General features: G+C 38.7%; 17 protein-coding genes and 1 pseudogene. 5 read left to right on the plus strand and 13 right to left on the minus strand.

Going from position 1 to position 20,436, the window contains the following annotated elements; translation table 11 throughout:
• Positions 1 to 52 precede the first annotated feature (52 nt).
• Positions 53 to 469 carry a GNAT family N-acetyltransferase gene (locus tag J8L98_RS20995; RefSeq protein ID WP_210998054.1) on the minus strand — a complete coding sequence of 139 codons (417 nt, stop codon included), beginning with the start codon at positions 467 to 469 and terminating at the stop codon, positions 53 to 55.
• A 13-nt stretch (positions 470 to 482) separates the two neighbouring features.
• Positions 483 to 1,091 carry a LysE family translocator gene (locus J8L98_RS21000; RefSeq protein WP_210998055.1) on the minus strand — a complete coding sequence of 203 codons (609 nt, stop codon included), beginning with the start codon at positions 1,089 to 1,091 and terminating at the stop codon, positions 483 to 485.
• A 94-nt stretch (positions 1,092 to 1,185) separates the two neighbouring features.
• Between J8L98_RS21000 and J8L98_RS21005 the strand changes: the two genes are divergently transcribed.
• The gene (locus J8L98_RS21005; protein WP_210998056.1) at positions 1,186 to 2,580 is read left to right on the plus strand and encodes a PLP-dependent aminotransferase family protein; all 1,395 of its coding nucleotides are present in this window, start codon (positions 1,186 to 1,188) and stop codon (positions 2,578 to 2,580) included.
• A 156-nt stretch (positions 2,581 to 2,736) separates the two neighbouring features.
• On the opposite strand, the gene J8L98_RS21010 is transcribed toward J8L98_RS21005, so the two are convergent.
• The 4 genes from J8L98_RS21010 to J8L98_RS21025 form a co-directional block, all read right to left on the minus strand.
• Entirely contained in the window at positions 2,737 to 3,387 is a 651-nt protein-coding gene (locus J8L98_RS21010; RefSeq protein WP_210998057.1) for a hypothetical protein, read from the minus strand.
• A 131-nt stretch (positions 3,388 to 3,518) separates the two neighbouring features.
• The gene (locus J8L98_RS21015) at positions 3,519 to 4,028 is read right to left on the minus strand and encodes a hypothetical protein (RefSeq protein ID WP_210998058.1); all 510 of its coding nucleotides are present in this window, start codon (positions 4,026 to 4,028) and stop codon (positions 3,519 to 3,521) included.
• A 346-nt stretch (positions 4,029 to 4,374) separates the two neighbouring features.
• On the minus strand, positions 4,375 to 4,827 hold the full coding sequence (locus tag J8L98_RS21020; protein WP_210998059.1) for a hypothetical protein: 453 nt from the start codon (positions 4,825 to 4,827) through the stop codon (positions 4,375 to 4,377).
• 225 nt (positions 4,828 to 5,052) lie between these two features.
• Complete coding sequence (locus tag J8L98_RS21025; protein WP_210998060.1) at positions 5,053 to 5,361, minus strand: DUF1272 domain-containing protein; 309 nt, start codon at positions 5,359 to 5,361, stop codon at positions 5,053 to 5,055.
• Between the two features lie 400 nt (positions 5,362 to 5,761).
• Here J8L98_RS21025 and J8L98_RS21030 point away from each other — a divergent pair, with 400 nt between their 5' ends.
• Positions 5,762 to 6,958, plus strand: coding sequence for a serine protease (locus J8L98_RS21030; protein WP_210998061.1), 1,197 nt, complete (start codon positions 5,762 to 5,764; stop codon positions 6,956 to 6,958).
• A 9-nt stretch (positions 6,959 to 6,967) separates the two neighbouring features.
• Positions 6,968 to 7,564, plus strand: a complete 597-nt coding sequence (locus J8L98_RS21035; protein ID WP_210998062.1) for a hypothetical protein — start codon at positions 6,968 to 6,970, stop codon at positions 7,562 to 7,564.
• Positions 7,565 to 7,698: 134 nt separating this feature from the next.
• Here the strand turns inward: J8L98_RS21035 and J8L98_RS21040 are convergent, their stop codons facing one another.
• The 5 genes from J8L98_RS21040 to J8L98_RS21060 all read right to left on the minus strand — a co-directional run bounded on the left by J8L98_RS21040 (position 7,699) and on the right by J8L98_RS21060 (position 15,778).
• Positions 7,699 to 9,966 carry a CocE/NonD family hydrolase gene (locus J8L98_RS21040; protein WP_210998063.1) on the minus strand — a complete coding sequence of 756 codons (2,268 nt, stop codon included), beginning with the start codon at positions 9,964 to 9,966 and terminating at the stop codon, positions 7,699 to 7,701.
• 330 nt (positions 9,967 to 10,296) lie between these two features.
• Positions 10,297 to 11,139 (minus strand): class I SAM-dependent methyltransferase, encoded by an 843-nt coding sequence (locus J8L98_RS21045; protein ID WP_210998064.1) that lies wholly within the window; start codon positions 11,137 to 11,139, stop codon positions 10,297 to 10,299.
• Positions 11,140 to 11,299: 160 nt separating this feature from the next.
• Entirely contained in the window at positions 11,300 to 11,767 is a 468-nt protein-coding gene (locus tag J8L98_RS21050) for a DUF3291 domain-containing protein (RefSeq protein WP_210998065.1), read from the minus strand.
• Between the two features lie 593 nt (positions 11,768 to 12,360).
• On the minus strand, positions 12,361 to 13,143 hold the full coding sequence (locus J8L98_RS21055) for a YwqJ-related putative deaminase (RefSeq protein ID WP_210998066.1): 783 nt from the start codon (positions 13,141 to 13,143) through the stop codon (positions 12,361 to 12,363).
• 25 nt (positions 13,144 to 13,168) lie between these two features.
• On the minus strand, positions 13,169 to 15,778 hold the full coding sequence (locus tag J8L98_RS21060) for a hypothetical protein (RefSeq protein WP_210998067.1): 2,610 nt from the start codon (positions 15,776 to 15,778) through the stop codon (positions 13,169 to 13,171).
• Positions 15,779 to 16,371: 593 nt separating this feature from the next.
• On the opposite strand from J8L98_RS21060, the pseudogene J8L98_RS21065 reads away from it, so the two are divergent.
• Positions 16,372 to 16,754, plus strand: a pseudogene (locus J8L98_RS21065) (transposase); the annotation flags it as partial.
• Positions 16,755 to 16,788: 34 nt separating this feature from the next.
• Here the strand turns inward: J8L98_RS21065 and J8L98_RS21070 are convergent.
• Positions 16,789 to 17,376: a helix-turn-helix domain-containing protein gene (locus J8L98_RS21070; protein WP_247682651.1), complete on the minus strand. Its 588-nt coding sequence runs from the start codon at positions 17,374 to 17,376 to the stop codon at positions 16,789 to 16,791.
• A 274-nt stretch (positions 17,377 to 17,650) separates the two neighbouring features.
• On the opposite strand from J8L98_RS21070, the gene J8L98_RS21075 reads away from it, so the two are divergent.
• Positions 17,651 to 18,694 carry an IS110 family transposase gene (locus tag J8L98_RS21075; RefSeq protein WP_210998068.1) on the plus strand — a complete coding sequence of 348 codons (1,044 nt, stop codon included), beginning with the start codon at positions 17,651 to 17,653 and terminating at the stop codon, positions 18,692 to 18,694.
• Between the two features lie 536 nt (positions 18,695 to 19,230).
• On the opposite strand, the gene J8L98_RS25210 is transcribed toward J8L98_RS21075, so the two are convergent.
• The gene (locus J8L98_RS25210) at positions 19,231 to 20,244 is read right to left on the minus strand and encodes a restriction endonuclease (RefSeq protein WP_210998069.1); all 1,014 of its coding nucleotides are present in this window, start codon (positions 20,242 to 20,244) and stop codon (positions 19,231 to 19,233) included.
• Between the last annotated feature and the right edge of the window lie 192 nt (positions 20,245 to 20,436).

Raw genomic sequence — 20,436 nt, forward strand, 5'->3', positions numbered from 1 at the left:
ACAGGTAAAGACTCAAGCAGTCTCACCTGACTAATAGAGGTTTAGTTATTCATCACACGGTGTAAATGCTCGCAACATACTTTTCCATTGCAATATTAGGGTCAGCAATGGGTGTAAAACCGAACTGTTGATATAAACCATGTGCATCTTTAGTTGCTAACGTAAAGCGCCTCAGAGTCTGTAAATCTGGATGAGTCATAACGGCATCGATGAGCTTCTTCCCCAAACCCTGACCTCGGTATTGCTCTAATACAAACACATCAAGTAAATTCGCAAAAGTTGCATGGTCGGTAACAACACGCCCAAATGCCAATAATTGCTTACCATCAACAAGTGCAAAGCATAAAGAATGTTGTAACGCCCTCTTGAGCAAAGACTTATCGATTCCTTTGCTCCAATAACTGCGTTGAGCCAAATACCGATATACTTCATCAAATTGTGTAGCAGACAAGGTATGTATAAGTTGCATAATTTGCCCTTCCTTAAATAAAAATTAATGGTAAGCACGCGACCAACAGCAATGCCATCACGATATTAAAACGACTGCGCTGCTTTGGTTTGTGTAGATAGCGATTAATATATTTGCCAGCAAATACCCAAAAAACAGCACAACATATTCCAACCAAATTAAAAACAACCAATCCTAAAATCGCAGAGTCCCAAAATAGCTCTCCAGGAATGGTCAATGCACTACAAAGCGACAGTAACATGCTAATAGACTTAGGATTAATTAACTGAAAAACAGCCGCTTGATTGACACTCATGGGTTGCAATAGCACTTGGCTGTTTACTTGCGCCCCTGATTGAATAATTTTACTGGCTAAATACAAAATGTATCCGCATGCGATAGCTTGTAATGCAACATGCAAAATAGGCAACATACTGAACAAGCTCCCGAGTCCACACAGCATTACAATGTGCATTACCGTCATGCCAACACGGATCCCAAAAATATGCGGAATTGTGCGCTTTACACCAAACTTTGCCCCTGACAAAGTCAGTAAAATATTATTAGGCCCTGGGGTGAAAGCTGCTGTGAAGCAAAATAAAACCAGTGCAGGAATTAACGCTATTAACTCTTCATTGAACACTCTACCCCTCTTTAATTGTATTGATACAATATTTATTTTCAACTAGGACTATTTATTGGCATAATGATACAAAGACATCAATAAATTTATTGTTATGAATACAATTTGGCAGCCAGAATTATCACAGTTCACATCTTTATCAACACATCAGCCCAAATACCGCGCATTGGCGGAATTGGTTGAGCAAGCAATTGATGATCAACAGTTGGTTTTTGGTTGTAAACTACCACCACAAAGGCAATTGGCTGATCGCCTTTGTATAACGCATGGCACAGTAACCCGCGCTTATGCATTGCTAGAGCAACGAGGACTAGTTAATGCCAAGCTTGGAGCTGGCACATTTATCGCAGTTAGAGAGCAAACTTTAGATACTGCACTTGAAACAGACTTTGCTTCAAGTATGCAGCCTATGCTGGGGCAACAACAAGTTCTTGGTGCTGCAATGCAATCATTGGCAGAAGAGCCTGCTATGCTGCAAGAAGTTATGGTTTACAAACTTAACGGACTTGCACGTCATCAACAATTTTTTAAACAGTGGCTCAAAGACAAGGGGATTCATTGTGAACAGCAAGAAATTATATTTTGCCAAGGCGCACAACAGGCGATTTACGCAACATTAGCTACACTATGTCAACCTGGCGAATTGGTGTTGCATGAAGCTATGACATATCCAGGGTTTTATAACGCCTGCCAATCACTCAACTTGAAAACACAAGGCATTGAGCTTGGCAACGACGGAATAAACCTAGATGAGCTAGAAAGGCTATGTCAAAGTAGCGATATTAAAGCCATATACATCACACCAAATTGCCAAAATCCCACTAATTTACAATACAGTGAAGAAAACCTAGCGCAACTATTAGCACTGAGCCGACGTTACAATTTTTTTATTCTGGAGGACGACGTAAACTACTGTCTACCACAAAATTGGCGCCTTCCTTTGTGGCAAAAAGCGCCTGATAGAGTATTTTATTTGGCCAGCTTATCTAAATATTTTGCTGGCGGTTTACGTGTCGGTTATTTGTTAGCACCGATATTATGGCAAAAGTCTGTATTACAGCAACTCCATGCCCAGTGCTGGGCCGTTTCTATGATGAATTTTGAATTGCTAATGCGCGTAATGAAAAACCCTGATTTTGCCCACAATCAAGAAAAGCTAGCAAAAGAGTTAACCTACCGTATCGACACACTTAAAATGATAATGACTAAACATCAACTGCCAGCATCCTTTGCTGGGCTTAATGTATATTTACCTTTGCCATTGCATCTTAATATGCACTCTTTAACAAGTCAGCTAAAAGCAAATAAAGTCTTGGTGCGCGCCATAGACGTGTTTGTTAATCCCCATAGTGAACAAACTACACAACCAGTCAATGGTATTCGACTCACCCTTGGCGGACCAAACAACCGTGCTGAGTTTGATTTAGGGATCACCCGAATTGATGAAGTACTCTCACAACTTCCTCATACCCATGATGTCGTGATTTAAGTGGTTTAACATCAAAATATGCATTACGGTGAGTATATCTTTCATTCAATTAAGTTCATAAAAAATATACTCAAAAATCAAGCCCAAACACATAGTCTATAAAACATTAAGTCTTAATTAAAAATAGTAAGTCTGCTATAAAGTCATAATTTGCTGTTAAATATAGGTATTAACCTTAGGCTTATCGGTTAATAATACAGCTGCTTTTTCTTTATACAATTCAAATGTATCATCTAATATAAACTTTTCGACCGTATTGCGTATTTCCTTCATATACGAAGCTGAAATACTATAATCGTCTCGATCTGGTGCTGCTTTTGCTTGCGCAGTGGTAAGTTCCGCCTGATTAGAAAAATACGCAGCAACATCAATTTTCTCATTGGGGTCAACACGGCCACCGCCAAAAGAAAGTACCTCTAACGTCCCCTCTAAATCAAGGAGCGCTTCTCTCTCTTTAGATATGATCGGCGTGCCAAATCTACCAATCCTCGTAGGTTCATCATTACCGTGCTCTTTTGCATACTCTCTATGCATTGCGTTTACATCTTGAACAAGACTGTATAATTCATTGAGACTCATATTAGAGAAATCAAGATCTTCTTTATTAAAAATCTGCTCATAAGCACTGCCTTTGACTAAAGTTAAATCAAAATCGCTCTGTGTCTCATTTGTATCGGTATCAACCGTGCTGCTTTCATTGCCCACATCTGGGGCTGCCTGATTCTTTACTTGTTCACCCGTTACAGGCTCCAAAAAAGAAGCTTTATTGCCAATCTGGGTATGAAGTGAATTAATATTAATTTTCATAAAGATCCTTTTAAACTAGGTTACTTCACTTTATCGGCTTTGCCTTACAAAACTTAAAAATTACATTCAATTAACTTTTATGAGAGACGATTTATGAAACTGTTCTCATAAACCGCCTCTGGTAGGGTTAATTAGCCCCCAGATCTTACTTCATATGTCATACCGCCATATGTTTTAGAGCCTGTCGTTGTTCTATTCTCTACTTGCCAATAGTACTTACCAGCTTGGAATATTGACGTAGAAACAGCCACACTGTAACCACCAGCGACTTTTTTACCATCACTATCAACCAGTGTTACTTTAAAGTCATGCCCATCATAATTTCTCATAATACCGAAACTATACCTACGACAATTACCTCCATCATGCGTAAAGCTTGCAATCGTTCGGTTGTCACCCATTCTGACACTTGTGTATCGAGTATATACTGTCGGGCGACAGCGTTCATAAGCTTCTGCTGATTGACCGCCTTTATCTGCATTTTCAAATTCTATTATAGAATTAAACGCAGCCTCTTGATCATGTACTATTGGTGTATTTTCTAATGGTGTATTTAAAACTATATCAGGAGCACTCATTACATTAAATGAACAACTTGATGCAGCTAGTATTGCTACTGGGAGTAGATATGTGAACTTCATAACTTATATTCCTTATGAGCTATTGTTATTACGCCATAAAAACTATGACTTTATTAAAGTACTTTATTTTTTCATGTAAAACCACACTAAGTTCAATATTTTTTAAAATATAAAACTAAGCTATAACAACAACAAACTCGGTTATTAAAAGTACAGAAGGGGAAATTCACACTTTAAATTTAAAGATCAATAAACATATATTAATAACTAATAAAATTACTGGATAGTGTTCATTGTAAATGGTAGTGACAACTTTACTATATTAAAACCTGAAAAAACGGGTAACTATTTTATAGCATGCCTGCTTATTTCACTCATAAACATATTTATGGTTGGCTTTCACATACTAGTCTATGCACTTACCAGATTGACCATCACCAAGAGATAAAGGTAGCTTGGGATCTGCAATATGATAATACATTGATAAAATTTGCCACTTATCAGTTGCACGGTATAACTGAATACTATTTACACCCACAAAATCAGCGGCTATTTGCGCTTTATTCGAGCGTGTTTCAACAATGCTGTAAACATGAGCGAATCTATCATACTCTTCTACTGTTCTTGCTATTTCACATTCATAAAACCCAGTACTAGAAGGTTTATTCACCGCTTCGATAAACTCTGTGCCCAACATAGTCGAAAATACAGGTTGTTGTCCTTTAACTTGTGAGCCATAAACCGTCGATTTTGGATGTAATAACGTCTTTAACTTCGCAATATTAGGCTTTTCTTCTGGTGCATGTGACAACGCTTGCCACAATTGGCTCAAAGTTGTTTCAGGCGTACTATTAGCCATACAAGGTGCTGTCCCAAACAAGCAAAATAATATTATTATGAGTGAGCCGTTTTTCAATTTATCATGTCCTTTCCTATCACAGATTCATCTTTTTGGAGTATTGCTCAATATTCCGAATATGTTCTCTTTCATCAAATTACAAGTAAACTACTCTGCCCATTACACTAAACATAGCCTTGTAAGATTTGAGTCACACCATAATGCTTTTTAACCCGATACTCTATGTCACCGTTCTTGTGGTTTTATCTTTTTGACAGCTTGAGAGAACCGCTTAAGTTCCTCAATCTTATATTTGGTATGCACTCGCTTAGTTGACGCTGGCTGGTCAACAATGCTTAAGCCTGCACGTCTGGCAATTTTCGGCCGAATAGGCCGTGAAGTAAAGCCTCCGCCGCAGTTTGGACAGACATTTTCAAGTATTTCATCAACACACTTAACGCAAAAAGTACACTCATAAGTGCAGATCATTGCTTCTGTAGAGTCTGGTAATAAATCCTTATCACAGCACTCACAATTAGGACGTATCTCTAGCATACACAATCCTCAATCACTTGTTTTTCATCATACTGATATACTACCAATAGGAAACGAATTAGATACACTTTACCAATTAAATAACCTCCATTAATTCATAAAAAGTCTTTTCTGCTTAAGGGGTAGCCCCAATTTATTTGGCTTGATTAGTTTACTTACCATATCAAACTTAAAAACCACTGTGCTAAATAGAGGTTTTTATTAACACCTTTAATCAATACCTTATTCATATTAACCAATAAGATAAAGACAATTTTGCGCTGAGGAGACAGTGTGTTTCTAAAGTTATTGTAGTAAAGCTTGCTAAACGCTCGAATAAAGCAAATAATGACGCCCCAAAATCTGGGTAGTTACATAAATACTAGACATAGCTTTTATTTGAATCTATAAGGGATAGTTAATGCGCTTTATATTCACTTTGTTGGTAGTGGTACTTTTGGTGGGCTGTGAAGCAACACCTATTAATAATGCTGCAAACATCAAAACCAAACAAAAACTTAACTCTAATCTCTCTCTTCCTATTGCATTACCTATCGCATTTCACGTAGATAGAACTGTTCCGGAAAAGAAAGTAAACTTCATAGGAAAACTAGAAGAAGCAGCTCAACTGGTTACATCAGATTTCTTTATCTCGTCTGAAAAACTAAACAGCACTACAAAGTTTGCGTATTTAGTAAAATTAAAAGCTATTAGTGACTGGGATTATGCTTGGGGTGGGTGGAATTCAAATTTTCATATGACCATGCTAGATCACGAAGGAAATATTATTTTCCAAAAAAATATTAAGGCAAATGCCAGTGGCACTGGTGGTCTATACGATTTCAACGCTGTGTATAACGCTTTTGCAAAAGCTACAAAAGAGCTACTTATAGAGTTCTTAAATCAAAACTATGCGCAGATAGATAAGTATGTCAGTAGCCAATCATCTATTCTTAAAGCAAGAAAACCTATCAAAACATTCTTCCATGACCTCAAGCCAATCAACTCCGGTACAGGCTTTTATATCAATAAAAGTGGAGAGCTCATTACTGCCGCTCATGTAATTGATGAATGTATCTATTATGAAACACAATTTAAAGGCCAGCGCTTTGATGCTGAATTAGTTAGCAAAAGCAACTTACTAGATGTAGCAGTTCTCAAAACTAAACACAATAACTCTCACAGTGCTACATTTAATGTTGAAGACCAAATAAGCTTGGGAAAACAGGTCTTTACCACCGGCTACCCATTAGCTGGGATCTTAGCTGATTATCCATCTCTTACTATGGGAAATATTAGCTCACTAGGAGGCTTAAAAGGCGCGCAAGGCTATTTCCAATACTCTATTCCCATTCAACCAGGTAATAGTGGAGGTGCCATTATCGACTTCAAAGGTAACCTTGCGGGAATGGTAACAAGTAGTCTCAACCAAGTTATGATGCTGAAGAACTCAGGTACAACATCGCAAAACGTCAATTTTGGCATTCGCGCAAACTTATTAAAGCGCTACCTGAATAAAAACAATGTTACGTATGAAGTCAGTGAAAATAGTGCTCAATTTGAAAAAGCATCTGCTGATGCCACTGAATATTCAACACAAGTATTATGCTATAAATAAGAGGCTTAAATGAAATTAATCAAAAAAGCAGCGATTGCAGTCAGTTACATAGGTGTACTTTCTTTTGGTGCGTTAGCGCAAAATGATCTTAAAACGGAGATCTCAAATACGACAAAAACTGCACTAATCGAATATGATCACTCATCACCTGTTTACCCTCCAGTATTCTTTGTTAGCAATGTCGAAAACGAGTTGTTTTTAGATAAATTTAATAAATATCAAGCTTTTGAAACACTTGATAAAGAAGCTGTAGGGTTACCAATAGGTGTCCGGGTACTCAAAGGCCATAAAACAAAACAAGACTCAACACAGTTTTCATCTATGATGCTATCTGCTTCAACCTTAGGGCTCATCCCTTTGGTGTCGAATACTGAGTTTAAAGTTCGATATGATGTGTTTGTACAAGGAAAATCCATAGCGCATTTCGAGTACTCTATGGATTCAAAAGATATCAATAATATGTGGACCGCAGCATATAAGGATCATAAAACAAAGCCTTCGGAGATACTGTTTTTACAAGATACATTACCAAAGTTTCTAACCGAATTAAAAGGGGATCCTAAAGTACAAGCCGCTTTTTCTGAATATCGTGAATATTTCAACTAATAGTATAATTGGACAACATAGCTTTCCATATGGTAGCTATGTTGTTTAAAAGTTCACGATATAGAGTTGCTCATACTTTATATCCATTTCCGTTACTTTCGTGAATACCCAAAGCAATGCGGTGGATAGCATTTCTATTCACCCTCTCGATAAATTGGCACATTTATAGAGCTGTTGTTATGCCATTTGATCTGCAGTGGCTCTTTTGCATCACTTATATTTTCGTCACTCACATCTTTACCGGTGCCATAATTTATCTGTGCAAACGAGTTTTTATTAATATTCAGTGTCACCAGTAAGCGACTCCCTTTACTTAACTTACGGCTCACCATCCTGGTTTTATCAAATGGAATTGACGTTACCTTGTAAGGCGTAAGCAAGCTTCTTTTACTCATGTCTTTTGCATAACTCGCTCGGCCTAAAAAATAAGACAAGTGAAATAACGCCCCATTTGGCATCACCTCATACAACACCACCCCGATATCCATATCTTTTTTATTGATAGTGGCTTTTATCTCCCCAGAGAATGTACCCGAAACTTCAATTTCAGTGTCAAATGGCGCACTTATAAATGAATAGCCATTGGATAAATCGGGCTTTTTACCAACGATTGGGTAAGGGTAATAATCATTATTGGAGGTTTTCCTATCTGAAAAATCTACTTCTTGATACAAAAAACCTGATTCTGAGGGATAAGCCGAAGTTAATTGATTTTTATCTCCACTTTTGAGGTTACTCAAATAGAGCGTCAGTACTTCATTACTTTGTTTTTCAATCGATGGAGCATGCTTCCATTCGTTGCTCCCCATTACTTGATAATTTATTTTATCTTTTAGCAGGCTCGGTTTTTGCGCCCCATAAAATATATGATCCATCCATTGATAAGTAATTTCTGACGTATCAAAATGCGCTACAGGGTCTATCGTATAACTTCTTAACGTCGATGACTTTTTCACCGCCTGCGCACCAAAATGGTCATAGGGACCTATTAGTAAATAATGTTCCGCATTAGAGTTATACTTGTAGTGCTCTTTCAGATAATGCAAAGCTGACTGTTGGCCATCGTCATAATACCCAGTGATAGTTAACACTGGAATGTTAACCTTAGCGAATTCATCTTTATAAGGGACCATGTTCTGCCAATACTTATCGTAACTTGGATGTAATAACCAACGCTGTAGCCACTTATTTTCTAGACCATCGACACTATCTACTTCACGATAAGACTTACCGCTTTGATACCACTTTTCATTTAATTCATTCCAACGTTTATGGTCTGAGTAAATCTCATTATCGAGCGTTTTGTTATTCGTCGTATAAAAAGGCCATGCATAATTCACGAATAGAAAAATATTGTTCTCCATCGGTAAGCCATCACCGGGATTATTAGCCACATAGGGTACAATTGTTTTTAATGCTGGTGGCAAATGCTTTAGTGCGGCCCATTGTGTGAAACCATCGTAGCTACCGCCAAACATACCAACTCGACCATCACTCCACCTTTGTTTACTGAGCCAATTAATAACATTGCTGGCATCTTCTCCATCATGTTCATACGGGATGGGTATATCAGGGCTATGACCTTTCCCGCGTGTGTAAGCGACGGCCCCCGCATAACCACGCGCTGCAGACTCTCTTATTTTGGAAAATTCCTTTTCTGCATTATGATAGATAGTAAAATTCAGTAAGGTCGGTAGTGTTTTCTTGTTGTTTTTTGGTCGAACGATCATTGCCGCTACGTGTGCGCCGTCGGGCATTTTTATCAGTACATTCTTGTCGATAATATAACGTTTATCATCATCCTCAGCGATTAATGACCCGACAAATGGCGCCCAAAGTTGATGGGCTTGATAATGTTGGAAATGTCGTAGTAACTCAATCGCTGCTACCCGTGATATTTTTGTTTTATGTTTATGCTTTTCAAGTACTAAATCAAAGGCTTGATGGGTCTCTTTTACGTCACGTTTAAACCACTGTATTGCTTTACTCGCACGCTTATTATCGAGACTCGCAAAGACAGTACGAAAAGCCTGTGAAAACACGCGCTTCAGGCTCGGTTCATTCGACCACAACCCATTTTGGACCTGAGCCACGACATAAAACGGTACTAGCGATGCGATTAACTCGCCGTTATCATCTCCTTTGATTTTTTTTAGCTGCTCAAGTGTAAGCAATGCTTTCCCATGTAAACCTGCCGCACTTTGCACTCTAAATAGCATGTCATTGTCTAAATGACATGCCGACTGCTCACATAGCGTTAATACTTGCTTAGCCAGTTGCTGCATCGAAGCGGCAAGTGCCGTGTCGTCTTTCGTCATACTCTCTGGCAGGACTAATTCAGTTGCAACTACACTCGTATGCGTTGCTACACAAATAAGTAGCAAAAATAAGAAGTTTTTCATGTCATTTTCCCTAATGTATTTCCGTTAATCATGCGGCTAAATAAAGATAATACGAAGCGGCATTGATATTTTTACTATAACTATTCAATTGAATTTTTAGTTTTTCTTTTCACGTTTAAATGAGGTTTGATCATGTAGGATTTTTAACTACTACCACGATTTCCTTTAAGCTTTAAATTAACAGCTATCGTGGCCCACTATCATTTATAGTAGGTAGGTATAATATCGAGTATAAAGGTAAACTTTTACACAAATTGCTAATAGTTAAGACGCTTGCATACTACTTATATGAAACGCCTTTGTCATTTTTAAAATCTCACAGCTTTTATTTTAGAGTTGCGCTTTAACAAATTTTAAGGTCATGCGATCAGACTCACCAATGGTGATATATTTCTTTTGGTCTTTTTCCTTCAACGCTAGGCTCGGAGGTAATGTCCAAACACCTTTATCATAGTTCTTCGTATCTTTCGGGTTTGCATTTATTTCAGAGCTGGCGACTAATTTAAACCCGAACGACTCAACCACATTCACAAGATCTGTTTGCTTCCAACGGCCACGCTTTGATGCAGATACCCGATCTCCTTTATAATTTTCATTTTCCCTATGCTGCACAATGGCCAACGTCCCTCCCTCTTTTAATAGTTGCCTTGCCTGCTTTAAACCATTGTCTAATCGCGCTTGATTTTGCCAGTTATGCATTGTACGCGTAATGAAAACAACATCTAACGACCCTTGCTCTACTGCGGAGCCTTTGGTTACAGGAAGAAAAGCCCCAATTGCATTGGTGCCATATAAATCAGGATTGTTTTTAATTTCATCTGGGTAAGCAGCCAATTTTTTAGCCCATTTAGGCCACTTACCGTAGTATTCAGGGTTGTGCTGCAAACCAACATAACGGCCTTTGTCTTTTAGTAAAGGAGCCAGAATATGGGTATACCAGTTTCCACCAGGGGCAACTTCACCTACTGCTGAAGTGTCTTTAATACCCATAAATCGCAGTACCTGCTCAGGATTGCGATATTGGTCTCGTTCAATCTCTTTTGTTGTTCTGTGTGGGTTTTCATGCACTGCGCGCCATATCGCATCCTTATCTTCAGGGCCAGCAAGCGCACTGCTGGTGTATAAACTGGATAATACGAACATCGTTCCAACAAGTAATTTTTCTATACACATAATCCTTTCCCTTATCGTTGATTTTATATGGTTATATTTCACAACACTTAAAGATAATAATATTTATTATCTGTGGTTTTATTAACTACAGCCTGATACTAATTAAAACAACAATAACATATTAACCTGAGCCATTATTATTGTTTGATATTGGCAAGATTTATGAGATTTCATTTTTATGCGTTTCATACTCCGTTGAACTAAAGAGATTTTTAAATGTAAAGGCATATGGCGTATCGCCATTTTTACGAAGGTACATTAATTTATCTACGGCCTCCTCAACGGTTGGTATATGACCAGTCGGTATCCACCACAGTACATAACTTTGTTCTGGAAGCTGATGAAACCATTCTTTTTTACGGCTTAAAAAGCTTTTGTGATGCGTTTTAAACATAAAGTGCTTAAGTGCATCTGTTGATGCCCAAACCGACATGTTTAGTATAATTTTAGGGTCTGAGAAAGCCTTAATCTGCGTCGCATCGCCAGTTTCATCTTGCAAACGCCAGATGAACCCCTCACTTAAATCGGCAAGATGATTGACCGGTTCCAAATTATCTACAAAGTCTGCCATATTTTCAGACTCTAAAGCATATTTCGCTTTGGCTATATTCAATTGAGCAAGATGCATAATTTCCTTCTTCAATCTCCAGTGCCTAAAAGTATGGCCATGTTAAACTGATTGTAATGTAACCCGAAATAGGCACATTTTGCAAAAAATGCCGTACTACCCAATTACTTTATATCATTTAACATCCTTTTCTGCCGCTTGTCGGGATAAAACTTGTTGTTCTGCGTAAAGCTTGCGTAAGTACACTATTCAGCTACTTCATTATCAGAATTTCCCGCTCCCCACTTCCTTGCCTGATCAAAGTTACTCCTAGCTCCCTCATGCTAAATGACTATCATCTCCATACAAAAAAGCACGGTGTACACACCGTGCTATCAAAGGACTGTAAAACGTTGCAAACAAATCACTTAAAGCATTCCTAGCAACACTCCGTTGTTAGTTAACCTCAGCTCTAGATAAGCGAATTTGCCCAATAAAGCTATTTTTCTCACTCTCTGCGTTGCTTTCATTTGTAATAACCCGCTATTACTGCATAAAAGCGCCTTGATATTGAACAAAATAGCATCATTGGATTGTAAGTAAGCTTATTTTCAAAACATTTTCTATTCCAAAACCCTTATCCAAACCTGAGGTTAATTACATAACATACAATATTAATCAGGCAGATTATCCGTGATAATATTAACACCTGCGCCGTTTAAAATGCCTGAGCAATTTGGACAAGCGACAAAGTCAGCGCCAGTTTTAGCTTGCTCTTTAGAGACTCGAACCGTTGCAATTGTAATCTTTTTTAACTCTTGCTCAGTCAGGGTAACACCTTCATTTTCAGCCAGATTTACTATCCTATTAAACGCTTGTACTTCGGCATGCATTCCTGGCAAGCCACTCACTTCGTTTAACAAGAGGTCACCACCGCCAGCCTCATTGGCCTGTAAATACTCCGTAATATATTTTCTTGTTGTGTCGTTCAATGTGTTCCCTACTTTTGCATATTCCGCTTCTACTTTTTTCATATATTTTTGAATGTTATCTATGCGGTAATTTGCTTCTCCTGGCGCCTCAGAACTCACTGTCGTGATCCAACTTTCATTTTTCACCTGAGCATATTTAACATTAATATTAATGTTTCCATCAGTTTGTAACAGTTCATCGTTAACACTCATTTTAGCTCTGGCGTATGCGGCCGCATTCTGCGTTCTTTTGCCACTAAGTTGCCCAATCTCGCCGCCGCCTCGCCTTTCCGACCAATACTGGCCTTCTAGTGACACCGCTTTTTTAAATTTTTCATCTTCATTAAGTTCAGTGTTACCGGTAATACCTTGTTCTGCTATTTCTTCACCGGCATTGGGCAGTGCACATGCACCTTCCCCACCTGCAGCAAAGGCTGCAAAAGACATTAAGTAAAAGAAAGCAACTAAAAATAATCTTACATACATAATAAAAACCTCAATAATCAAATGGCTAAATAGAGCAAACTTGGCTAAAACGCGTTTCAGATAACTCTTCACCCAACTCCGTTGCTGCAGACCCTTCTTCTGTAACTTCTGCGCTCTCTTCACTTCCAACCGTGTCTAACTCGATTTCGCTTGCATCCGTTGTTCCAAGCTCCTCAAGCAATCCATCAAACTCTTCACCAAATAGTGAGCCTGTAAATACATAGTCCAACAATGGTCCACTGATCAAAGGCAATAATATTTCATCCCATCCGCCTGAGATATGCGTTTTTTCTACGCGCATAAAGCGTGCGATTTGGCGTTTTTTTATCTCTGCGATATCACTTTCTTCTTGATGTAGTTGAACTAAGCCACAATCAGCCAATGTATCTTCCGTCAATATGGCTTTTTTGCTTGCATCATCTAACTCGCAAAAAGACTGCAACACTTCATTTGGAGCGCTATACGAACGTTGCGCATACTCATAAGCTGCGTGATAAATTATTGATTCTCTTCTTAACGGTCTATCGTTAGCGGGGATCCACTTTTGACCATACTGATTCAGTATTAAAGAAGAGGCTTTATACAATTTGTGATAATTTTGACCGTTTTTCGCATAAAAGCTATGCGCAGCATCTCGCCCTTGCAATTTTTCTATTGTTTGCAATGCCGCCGCCATAGTGCCAAAAATCACCAACGGTGCATCATAAGCGGGCAGCATTGAATAAGGTGAGGCGGTATAGTTGGCGTGTTCAGGCATCGTTGCAAAAGCCTCAAACGCGAAGGTGCTCAAATATGGCTTGTAAATCCCATCAGACAAAAGATAATGACGAGATTCAATTTCTTTAAACCAATCGGTACCTTGCACATACTGATTTAGATATACATTATGTACCAAAGAAAAACTTTGTGCGGCTGGGCGCATAGCAGCTAATGCATTCGTGTCTAAGGTGTCAGAAAGGTATGTGCGAAACTGCTGTTTCTCTTCGCTTGATAACCCTACAGTCGCCAAGTAACCTAGGTATTCAATGGCATCTAAGTCCATTTTTCGTTGTAAGAACTTATCTGACAACAGATAATTTTGAGCTTGTTTATAGACGGCTGAAGCAGCTGAAACCATGCGCTTATGGCTAAAATTTTGCACTTTGTCTGCGGTGACACGTGTTGGTAACTTAGCCACTATAAAGCGCGGCGTAAGTGCATTAGTTTGTAAATCACTAAAATCAGCGGCATAAGAAATACAGCTATCAGTCTGCTTCACATATGAAATGTTACCCGTTGTTTTACAGCGTGTATCTGCTAAATAAGTTAAGTGATCTTTGTCTATGTAAGTAGGTAATACCATAGAACTTAAATCCGTCACGGAACCTGGTTCTCTATTGCCAGTCGCTGACACGGCGAGATTTTTAAGCTGTTCCCACTCGGCAGGTGTCATAAAGCGTTTATCATATATTTGAAACTGGTCCCCCTTCTTGTTCTCAACGGTAATTACCGACTGCATCGGATAAACATAGTCAGCGCCAATTATTTTGCTTTGATACTTAATTTTATCAAGCATAATGCGAACATCTTGATGGCTCAGCGCTAAAAATACCGAGCTTGTATCGTCAAAATAGCTCTGCGTTTGCGCCATATCAGGTACTTCATTGATCCTAAACGTCAAGTTTTCAGGGTAGTCTTGTTCTTTTAAAGGCGCGTGAAACGATTCAAAATCAGCAACGGTTGCTTTTTGTGCGAGTTGTAAGCTCTCTGGATCTTTGCCATCAATACTTGGTACATTCCCAATACCACTGAGGTGCCCTAAGGTTGATATAGTGAGTGCGGTATGAGCATCGCTATCTAGCCACAATGAGTGATTACGGTTGCTTTGCAATAACGATGCGCCATTATCGGCAATGAGCTGTATACCTGTGTTTTCTTTCGCGTCATTGAAAAAATCAATTTTGAATACCGATTGTTCACCGCTAGGCGCTGTTGTTGGTGAAACAGTTAACTTACCCGCAACGCGAGTGAGGTATTTATCAGACAAGCTACCAATATTATGTCGTAATCTCAGTCGCACCTTATCATACTGAGGATCAACAACTTCGATCTCAAATTGTGCTAGCTCGTCAGTCTGAGCATTCTGGTGTCCAAAGTATAGATACTTTGAGCCGCTGGGGTAAATAGTCGCCACCTCTTTTGGGTCTGAAGCTTTGCTGAACACAATCGTGTCTTTATCAGTATAAGCATAACCACCTACCCTGATATGCTTTTCTCCCCCGAGTTTTTTGGCTGCTTCACTATAAACGACCTGACCTACGCCACCACACTTACCATCACCAGCCAACAAAATAGCATAAGGCACACCTTTCAAGTGCTCAAGCGCTACCCAATAATTGCAATTTATATTTGGTTTCTCTGTAACTACAGTACTCAGTCCATTGATTGTAATAGAAAAATATTGGCCATGATTGGTATATGGCAAGTATCTTCCATCGATCCAATTTCCTATACTACTTTTTAAACTGCTTTGGGTTATGCCAAAACGTTCTATCACCGCATCATCTATTTTGATACTGGCACTGTATGCTGCTGTGGAAAAAGCCGATGCCACTGCAATTAAGCAGCATCGTTTACTAAATAAACTATTGATCATATTAGCAATTCCTGTTGTAGGCTCACATAATATTTTTCTGTGTGCAAACCTAGTAAATAAAACATTCTCGCTCTGCTTTGATCTATACTGCTGCGACCTGTGTGTCGTGGCCGTGTAAGCGCATATATCAAGCTGACAAAAATGGAGATGATTAAGCAAAAAATGATCGTAAGCCGACCGTTCTGTGCAAAAACACCGACAAGCTAACACCGCAATAACCAAAGTCATTGTGAATTATCCTTAGTAAATCTTAAACCATCTTAAAAAATAATAAGCTTTAAAATCAATGGTATGAAAACTTATATTTGACAAGAACAGTAGAACTTCCATGAGAAAAGTGTTAAATGATAGAAAAGTTGAACAGTAAACATGAAGAAAAGTTAGACCTAAACACACTAAGGCACTTTATAAAAAGGTTATTCCTGCCGCTTACCCTATTTCTCACTCGTACAAAGGTCCTTTACGACAAAAACGTATACGTACCTTTCCTGCTCAGTAAATTAATATCAGTAAGTTACCAGTGTAAATAACCTCAGCTCTGGATAAACGAATTTGCCCAATAAAGCTATTTTTCTCACGCTCGGCGTTGCTTTTGTCCTGAGTATTCAGCCAAAAACACGATCCTGTAAAGTATGAAAGGCATTGGCAAAATTGCTGCTGCCTCCATCATCAGTAACTTACCTGAACTTGGCTATATGTCGAACAAAGAAGCGAGTTCTTTATTAGGTGTTGCACCAATGAATCGCGAAAGTGGACGCTATAAAGGGCTCCGTAAAATCCAAGCTGGCGCACCGTTTTATACATGGCAATGATGTCAGCCATCCAATCTAACCCTGTTTTTAAATCAACCTATCAGCGATTAGTTGCTGCTGGGAAACCGAAAAAAGTAGCGCTTATTGCATATGTCAGGAAGATGATTGTGATCCTAAATTCGATGCTCAGAGACGGTGTTATGTGGGAAGCGCCAAAAACTTAAAATTAGCTATTGACGCCATAGTCTCTTGTTATGCCTACAAATTCGGTGTTAAGAATAAAGAGTAATTCCCAAAGCGAATTTCGGCAGTTTCTTTATGTTTAGTTTGAACACTTGGAGAAGATATTAACACTTCTTTCCCATCAGATAAGTCATATAGTTTTGTACTAACTAGCACGGTTCCATCGCTCTTTTTAGTTGAAGTGAATGTGATTTTTAAAACATCAGAAATTCTCATTTCACTTTCCGAGTTTTCTTCATTCAGTATTTGAACGTTTGCTAACTCTTCGTTGTTTTCAGTTAATTCTAAATCAACCATAATTGATTGCGCTGTCGCAGGCAGCATTACCAAACCTGACAAAATGATACCTACAGCACCAAATAAAGTAACTAATTTCGACTTTAAAGAATAGGCAGGTTTGTTTAAACACTCTTGGATATCTTTAATGTCTATTTCAAGTACCGAAGCAAGTGATTTTACCGATTCTAATGAAGCGACACCTGTCTTTTCAATTCTCTGAATTGTCCTTAAACTCAACCCTGACACTTCAGCAAGTTGAGTTTGACTCCAAGCTCTAGTACTTCTTTGGGTTTTTATTACATCTATATTTACTTGCATTTCCATTGTTCAAATCCTCTTAATTAAAGTTGCCAATAATATGGAGAGAATTTACCTTTTTGTATACGTTAAGAATGTGACATTTATATGCCAAGCCTACGCCATGTAGGCATAACCCCCTAATAATGGACAAAAAATTGTTTGCTAAAATGCTGAGGGACGAAAACAGCCAACTATTTTTTGTCCTTATTAATTAGCTTGATACTCATTGAGCCTCCTCCCTAGCACCGCGATTATTCGCTACGCTAAACAGGCAACCAAACCTACAGGAGAAAGCTCAATGAACTTTTACAATAACATGCATCCATATTATTGTGGAATCGATTTACACGCCAGACTTCTTTTCGTCTGTATTATTGATAATACGGGACTTACCCTCGTTCATAAGAAGATTAAAGATGACCCAGAAGCACTACTAAAATTACTTCAACCCTACATCGGCGATATTGTTGTTGGCGTAGAATGCATGCATTGTTGGTATTGGGTCGCTGATTTTTGTAAAAACCATAATATCCACTTTATTCTCGGCCATGCCCTCTACATGAAGGCTATACATGGTGGCAAAGCTAAAAACGATAAAATAGACTCCTATAAAATCGCTAAGCTTATGCGGGGTGGCAACTTCCCTCTTGCCTATGTTTACCACAAAGACATGCGTGCTACGCGTGACTTATTACGTCGCAGAACCAAAATTGTTCGCCACGGCGCCGATTTAAAAGCCCATGTCTCCAACACTGCAAGCCAATACAATTTACCCGCTCATAATGTTAATTTGAAAAATGTCTGTGACAGAGAAAAAATGCGTTATTACTTCCCCGACCCTGTCGTACAACGTTCTATTAATCTCGATATGGGCATACTTGATTGCTATCAAAAAGAGCTAAAGCCTTTAGAGCATTACATTGAACAAATGGCCAAACAACATAACCCCGTTCACCTTAGTATATTGCAAACCATTAATGGCATAGGCCGTATTCTAGCACTCACCATTATTTATGAAATTGGTGATATCAATCGCTTTCCAAGCGTGCAAAAGTTTGCTTCTTATAGCCGGCTTGTTAAATGCAAAGCTGAGTCAGCAGGTAAAACCTATGGCACACAGGGCAATAAAATTGGTAATGCACATTTAAAATGGGCTTTCTCTGAAGCCGCTGTATTGTTATTACGCCATAACTATAATGCCACTCAATACCTTGAAAAATTACAAAAAAGAATGAGCAAAGCCAAAGCATTGTCAGCGCTGGCGCATAAGCTGGGTCGATGTGTTTACTATATGCTTAAAAAAGAGACTGTGTTCGATGAAACCCGATTCTTAAAGCGTTAGTCACGGTACTGAGTGAGCTGAACGTCTAACTGGATAAAAGGCTGAGCATCAATCAATTGGGTGAGTAAATAGCCATTAAGCTATAACCTGATCATATGCCTAACGACCAAAGTCATTTGGCTTGATTAGACGCTCAGTACGCGTGCATTAATATAATAAGCAAAGTCGCTTACACCTGACTTGAGCCTGAAACTAACTGGATCACAATGATGAAACCAGCCGCCTTGAATAGTGCCATGATGAGGTTAACCGATGAATGTCTCGGCTCTGGCGTCCTGCTTCGCTCTACTGCCTAAATCCTTTTAGGCATAGTGCCCCTGCGAACCCATAAGGAAATGGAAAAAAGTAGGCAGCGATGAGATCGCAATAAGAGAGCCTCACTATGTGTTTGCCGTAAGCAACTTGCTTAACAGCCACATCGACAGACGAAATAAACGGATTTGTTTATTGATTTAGAGTTGGCCGTCACTTATAAAAACGGCCAAAAAGAACACTAATGCTTATTGACAGAGTTAAGGCTCATATGTGTTATATCTTCACACTCTCACAATGCCAGAGCCAGGAGTTCTTAGCTCATTAAGCCAAGACTTGATGTTATCCCCATTAACTTCTTCAATAGGATAACTTCTAGCTGACACCGTTTTTCTAGCTCCAGGACTAAACTCCGAAGATGTTACCAATATCCCTAGCTCACTACCTTCATGCATGGTATCTGCATATAACCCTTTAACTGTAACTTTATCAATTTTTGATTTGGTTCTTTTACACTGAACAATATATTTAGGAGATCCTTTATCCGCGTCATTCCATACTCTTACATCGACACCGTCGTCATTACTTCCGGGACCGAGTTCAACGGTATAACCGAATTTTGCAAAGCATTCAGCTGTTAATTCTTCAAATTTTCGCCAATGAATTTGACCAATTTTTTCACTATTTACTGATAGATAATCTATAAAGCGCTGATCTAGAAAAGTACCTTGAGAAACAACGGGGCTGTATTCTTTGAATAAATCTTCGAGATTTAGTACGTCTTTAAATTGATTAAAACGTAGTGCTGTATTAGGACTATGCTCCATTAGTTCAGCATAACCTTTAATTAGTTTCATTATTGAATCGAAACCACGCTTCCCAAATTTTTTGTGGGCTTCTTCTATCATTAAGGTCGGGTCTAATGATTTTTTATTTTCTTTCGCTGCACGTTCCATCTCTAAAGAAATATTTCGTTGATATATTTCTTGTATGTCTTGGGCAAATTTCATTCCCCCTATTTTTTCGATCTCCCTTGAAATCTGAAATATCTCAAACATTCCTCCATACGGTTGTTTAGTTACACCAACCTTGTGTAGAAGCTCATAGTATAGAGAATCATATTCTTCTGACCGAATACGCAGTCCATACTTTTCTGAGTTTGATATATCATCGTCATAGCCTGTCCCGCTTAAAAGATCACACATGTGCTCTATTGACGCTGCTATACCAGATTTATAGCCGATGATTTCATGTAAATGATCAGCGAATCGCCCTTTTTCAAATGTGATAGAACCCACGGAATCTCCTGAAGATATAACTATTTAGTATTTATGCAGCACGTGGTTTGTGCTGCATAATCGCTTGTTGGACTGAGCCGCTACCTGCTCGGTGTGTCAGAGTTGGTGTTATTTATGCTATGGGAATTTGTTTTTATACCAATCTGCATAAAGGTTAAGTCAATTTTACCCAATCTCTTGAGCACATCTTTC

The organism is Pseudoalteromonas sp. MMG013 (genome assembly GCF_018100885.1).
Lineage (GTDB): Bacteria > Pseudomonadota > Gammaproteobacteria > Enterobacterales > Alteromonadaceae > Pseudoalteromonas > Pseudoalteromonas aurantia.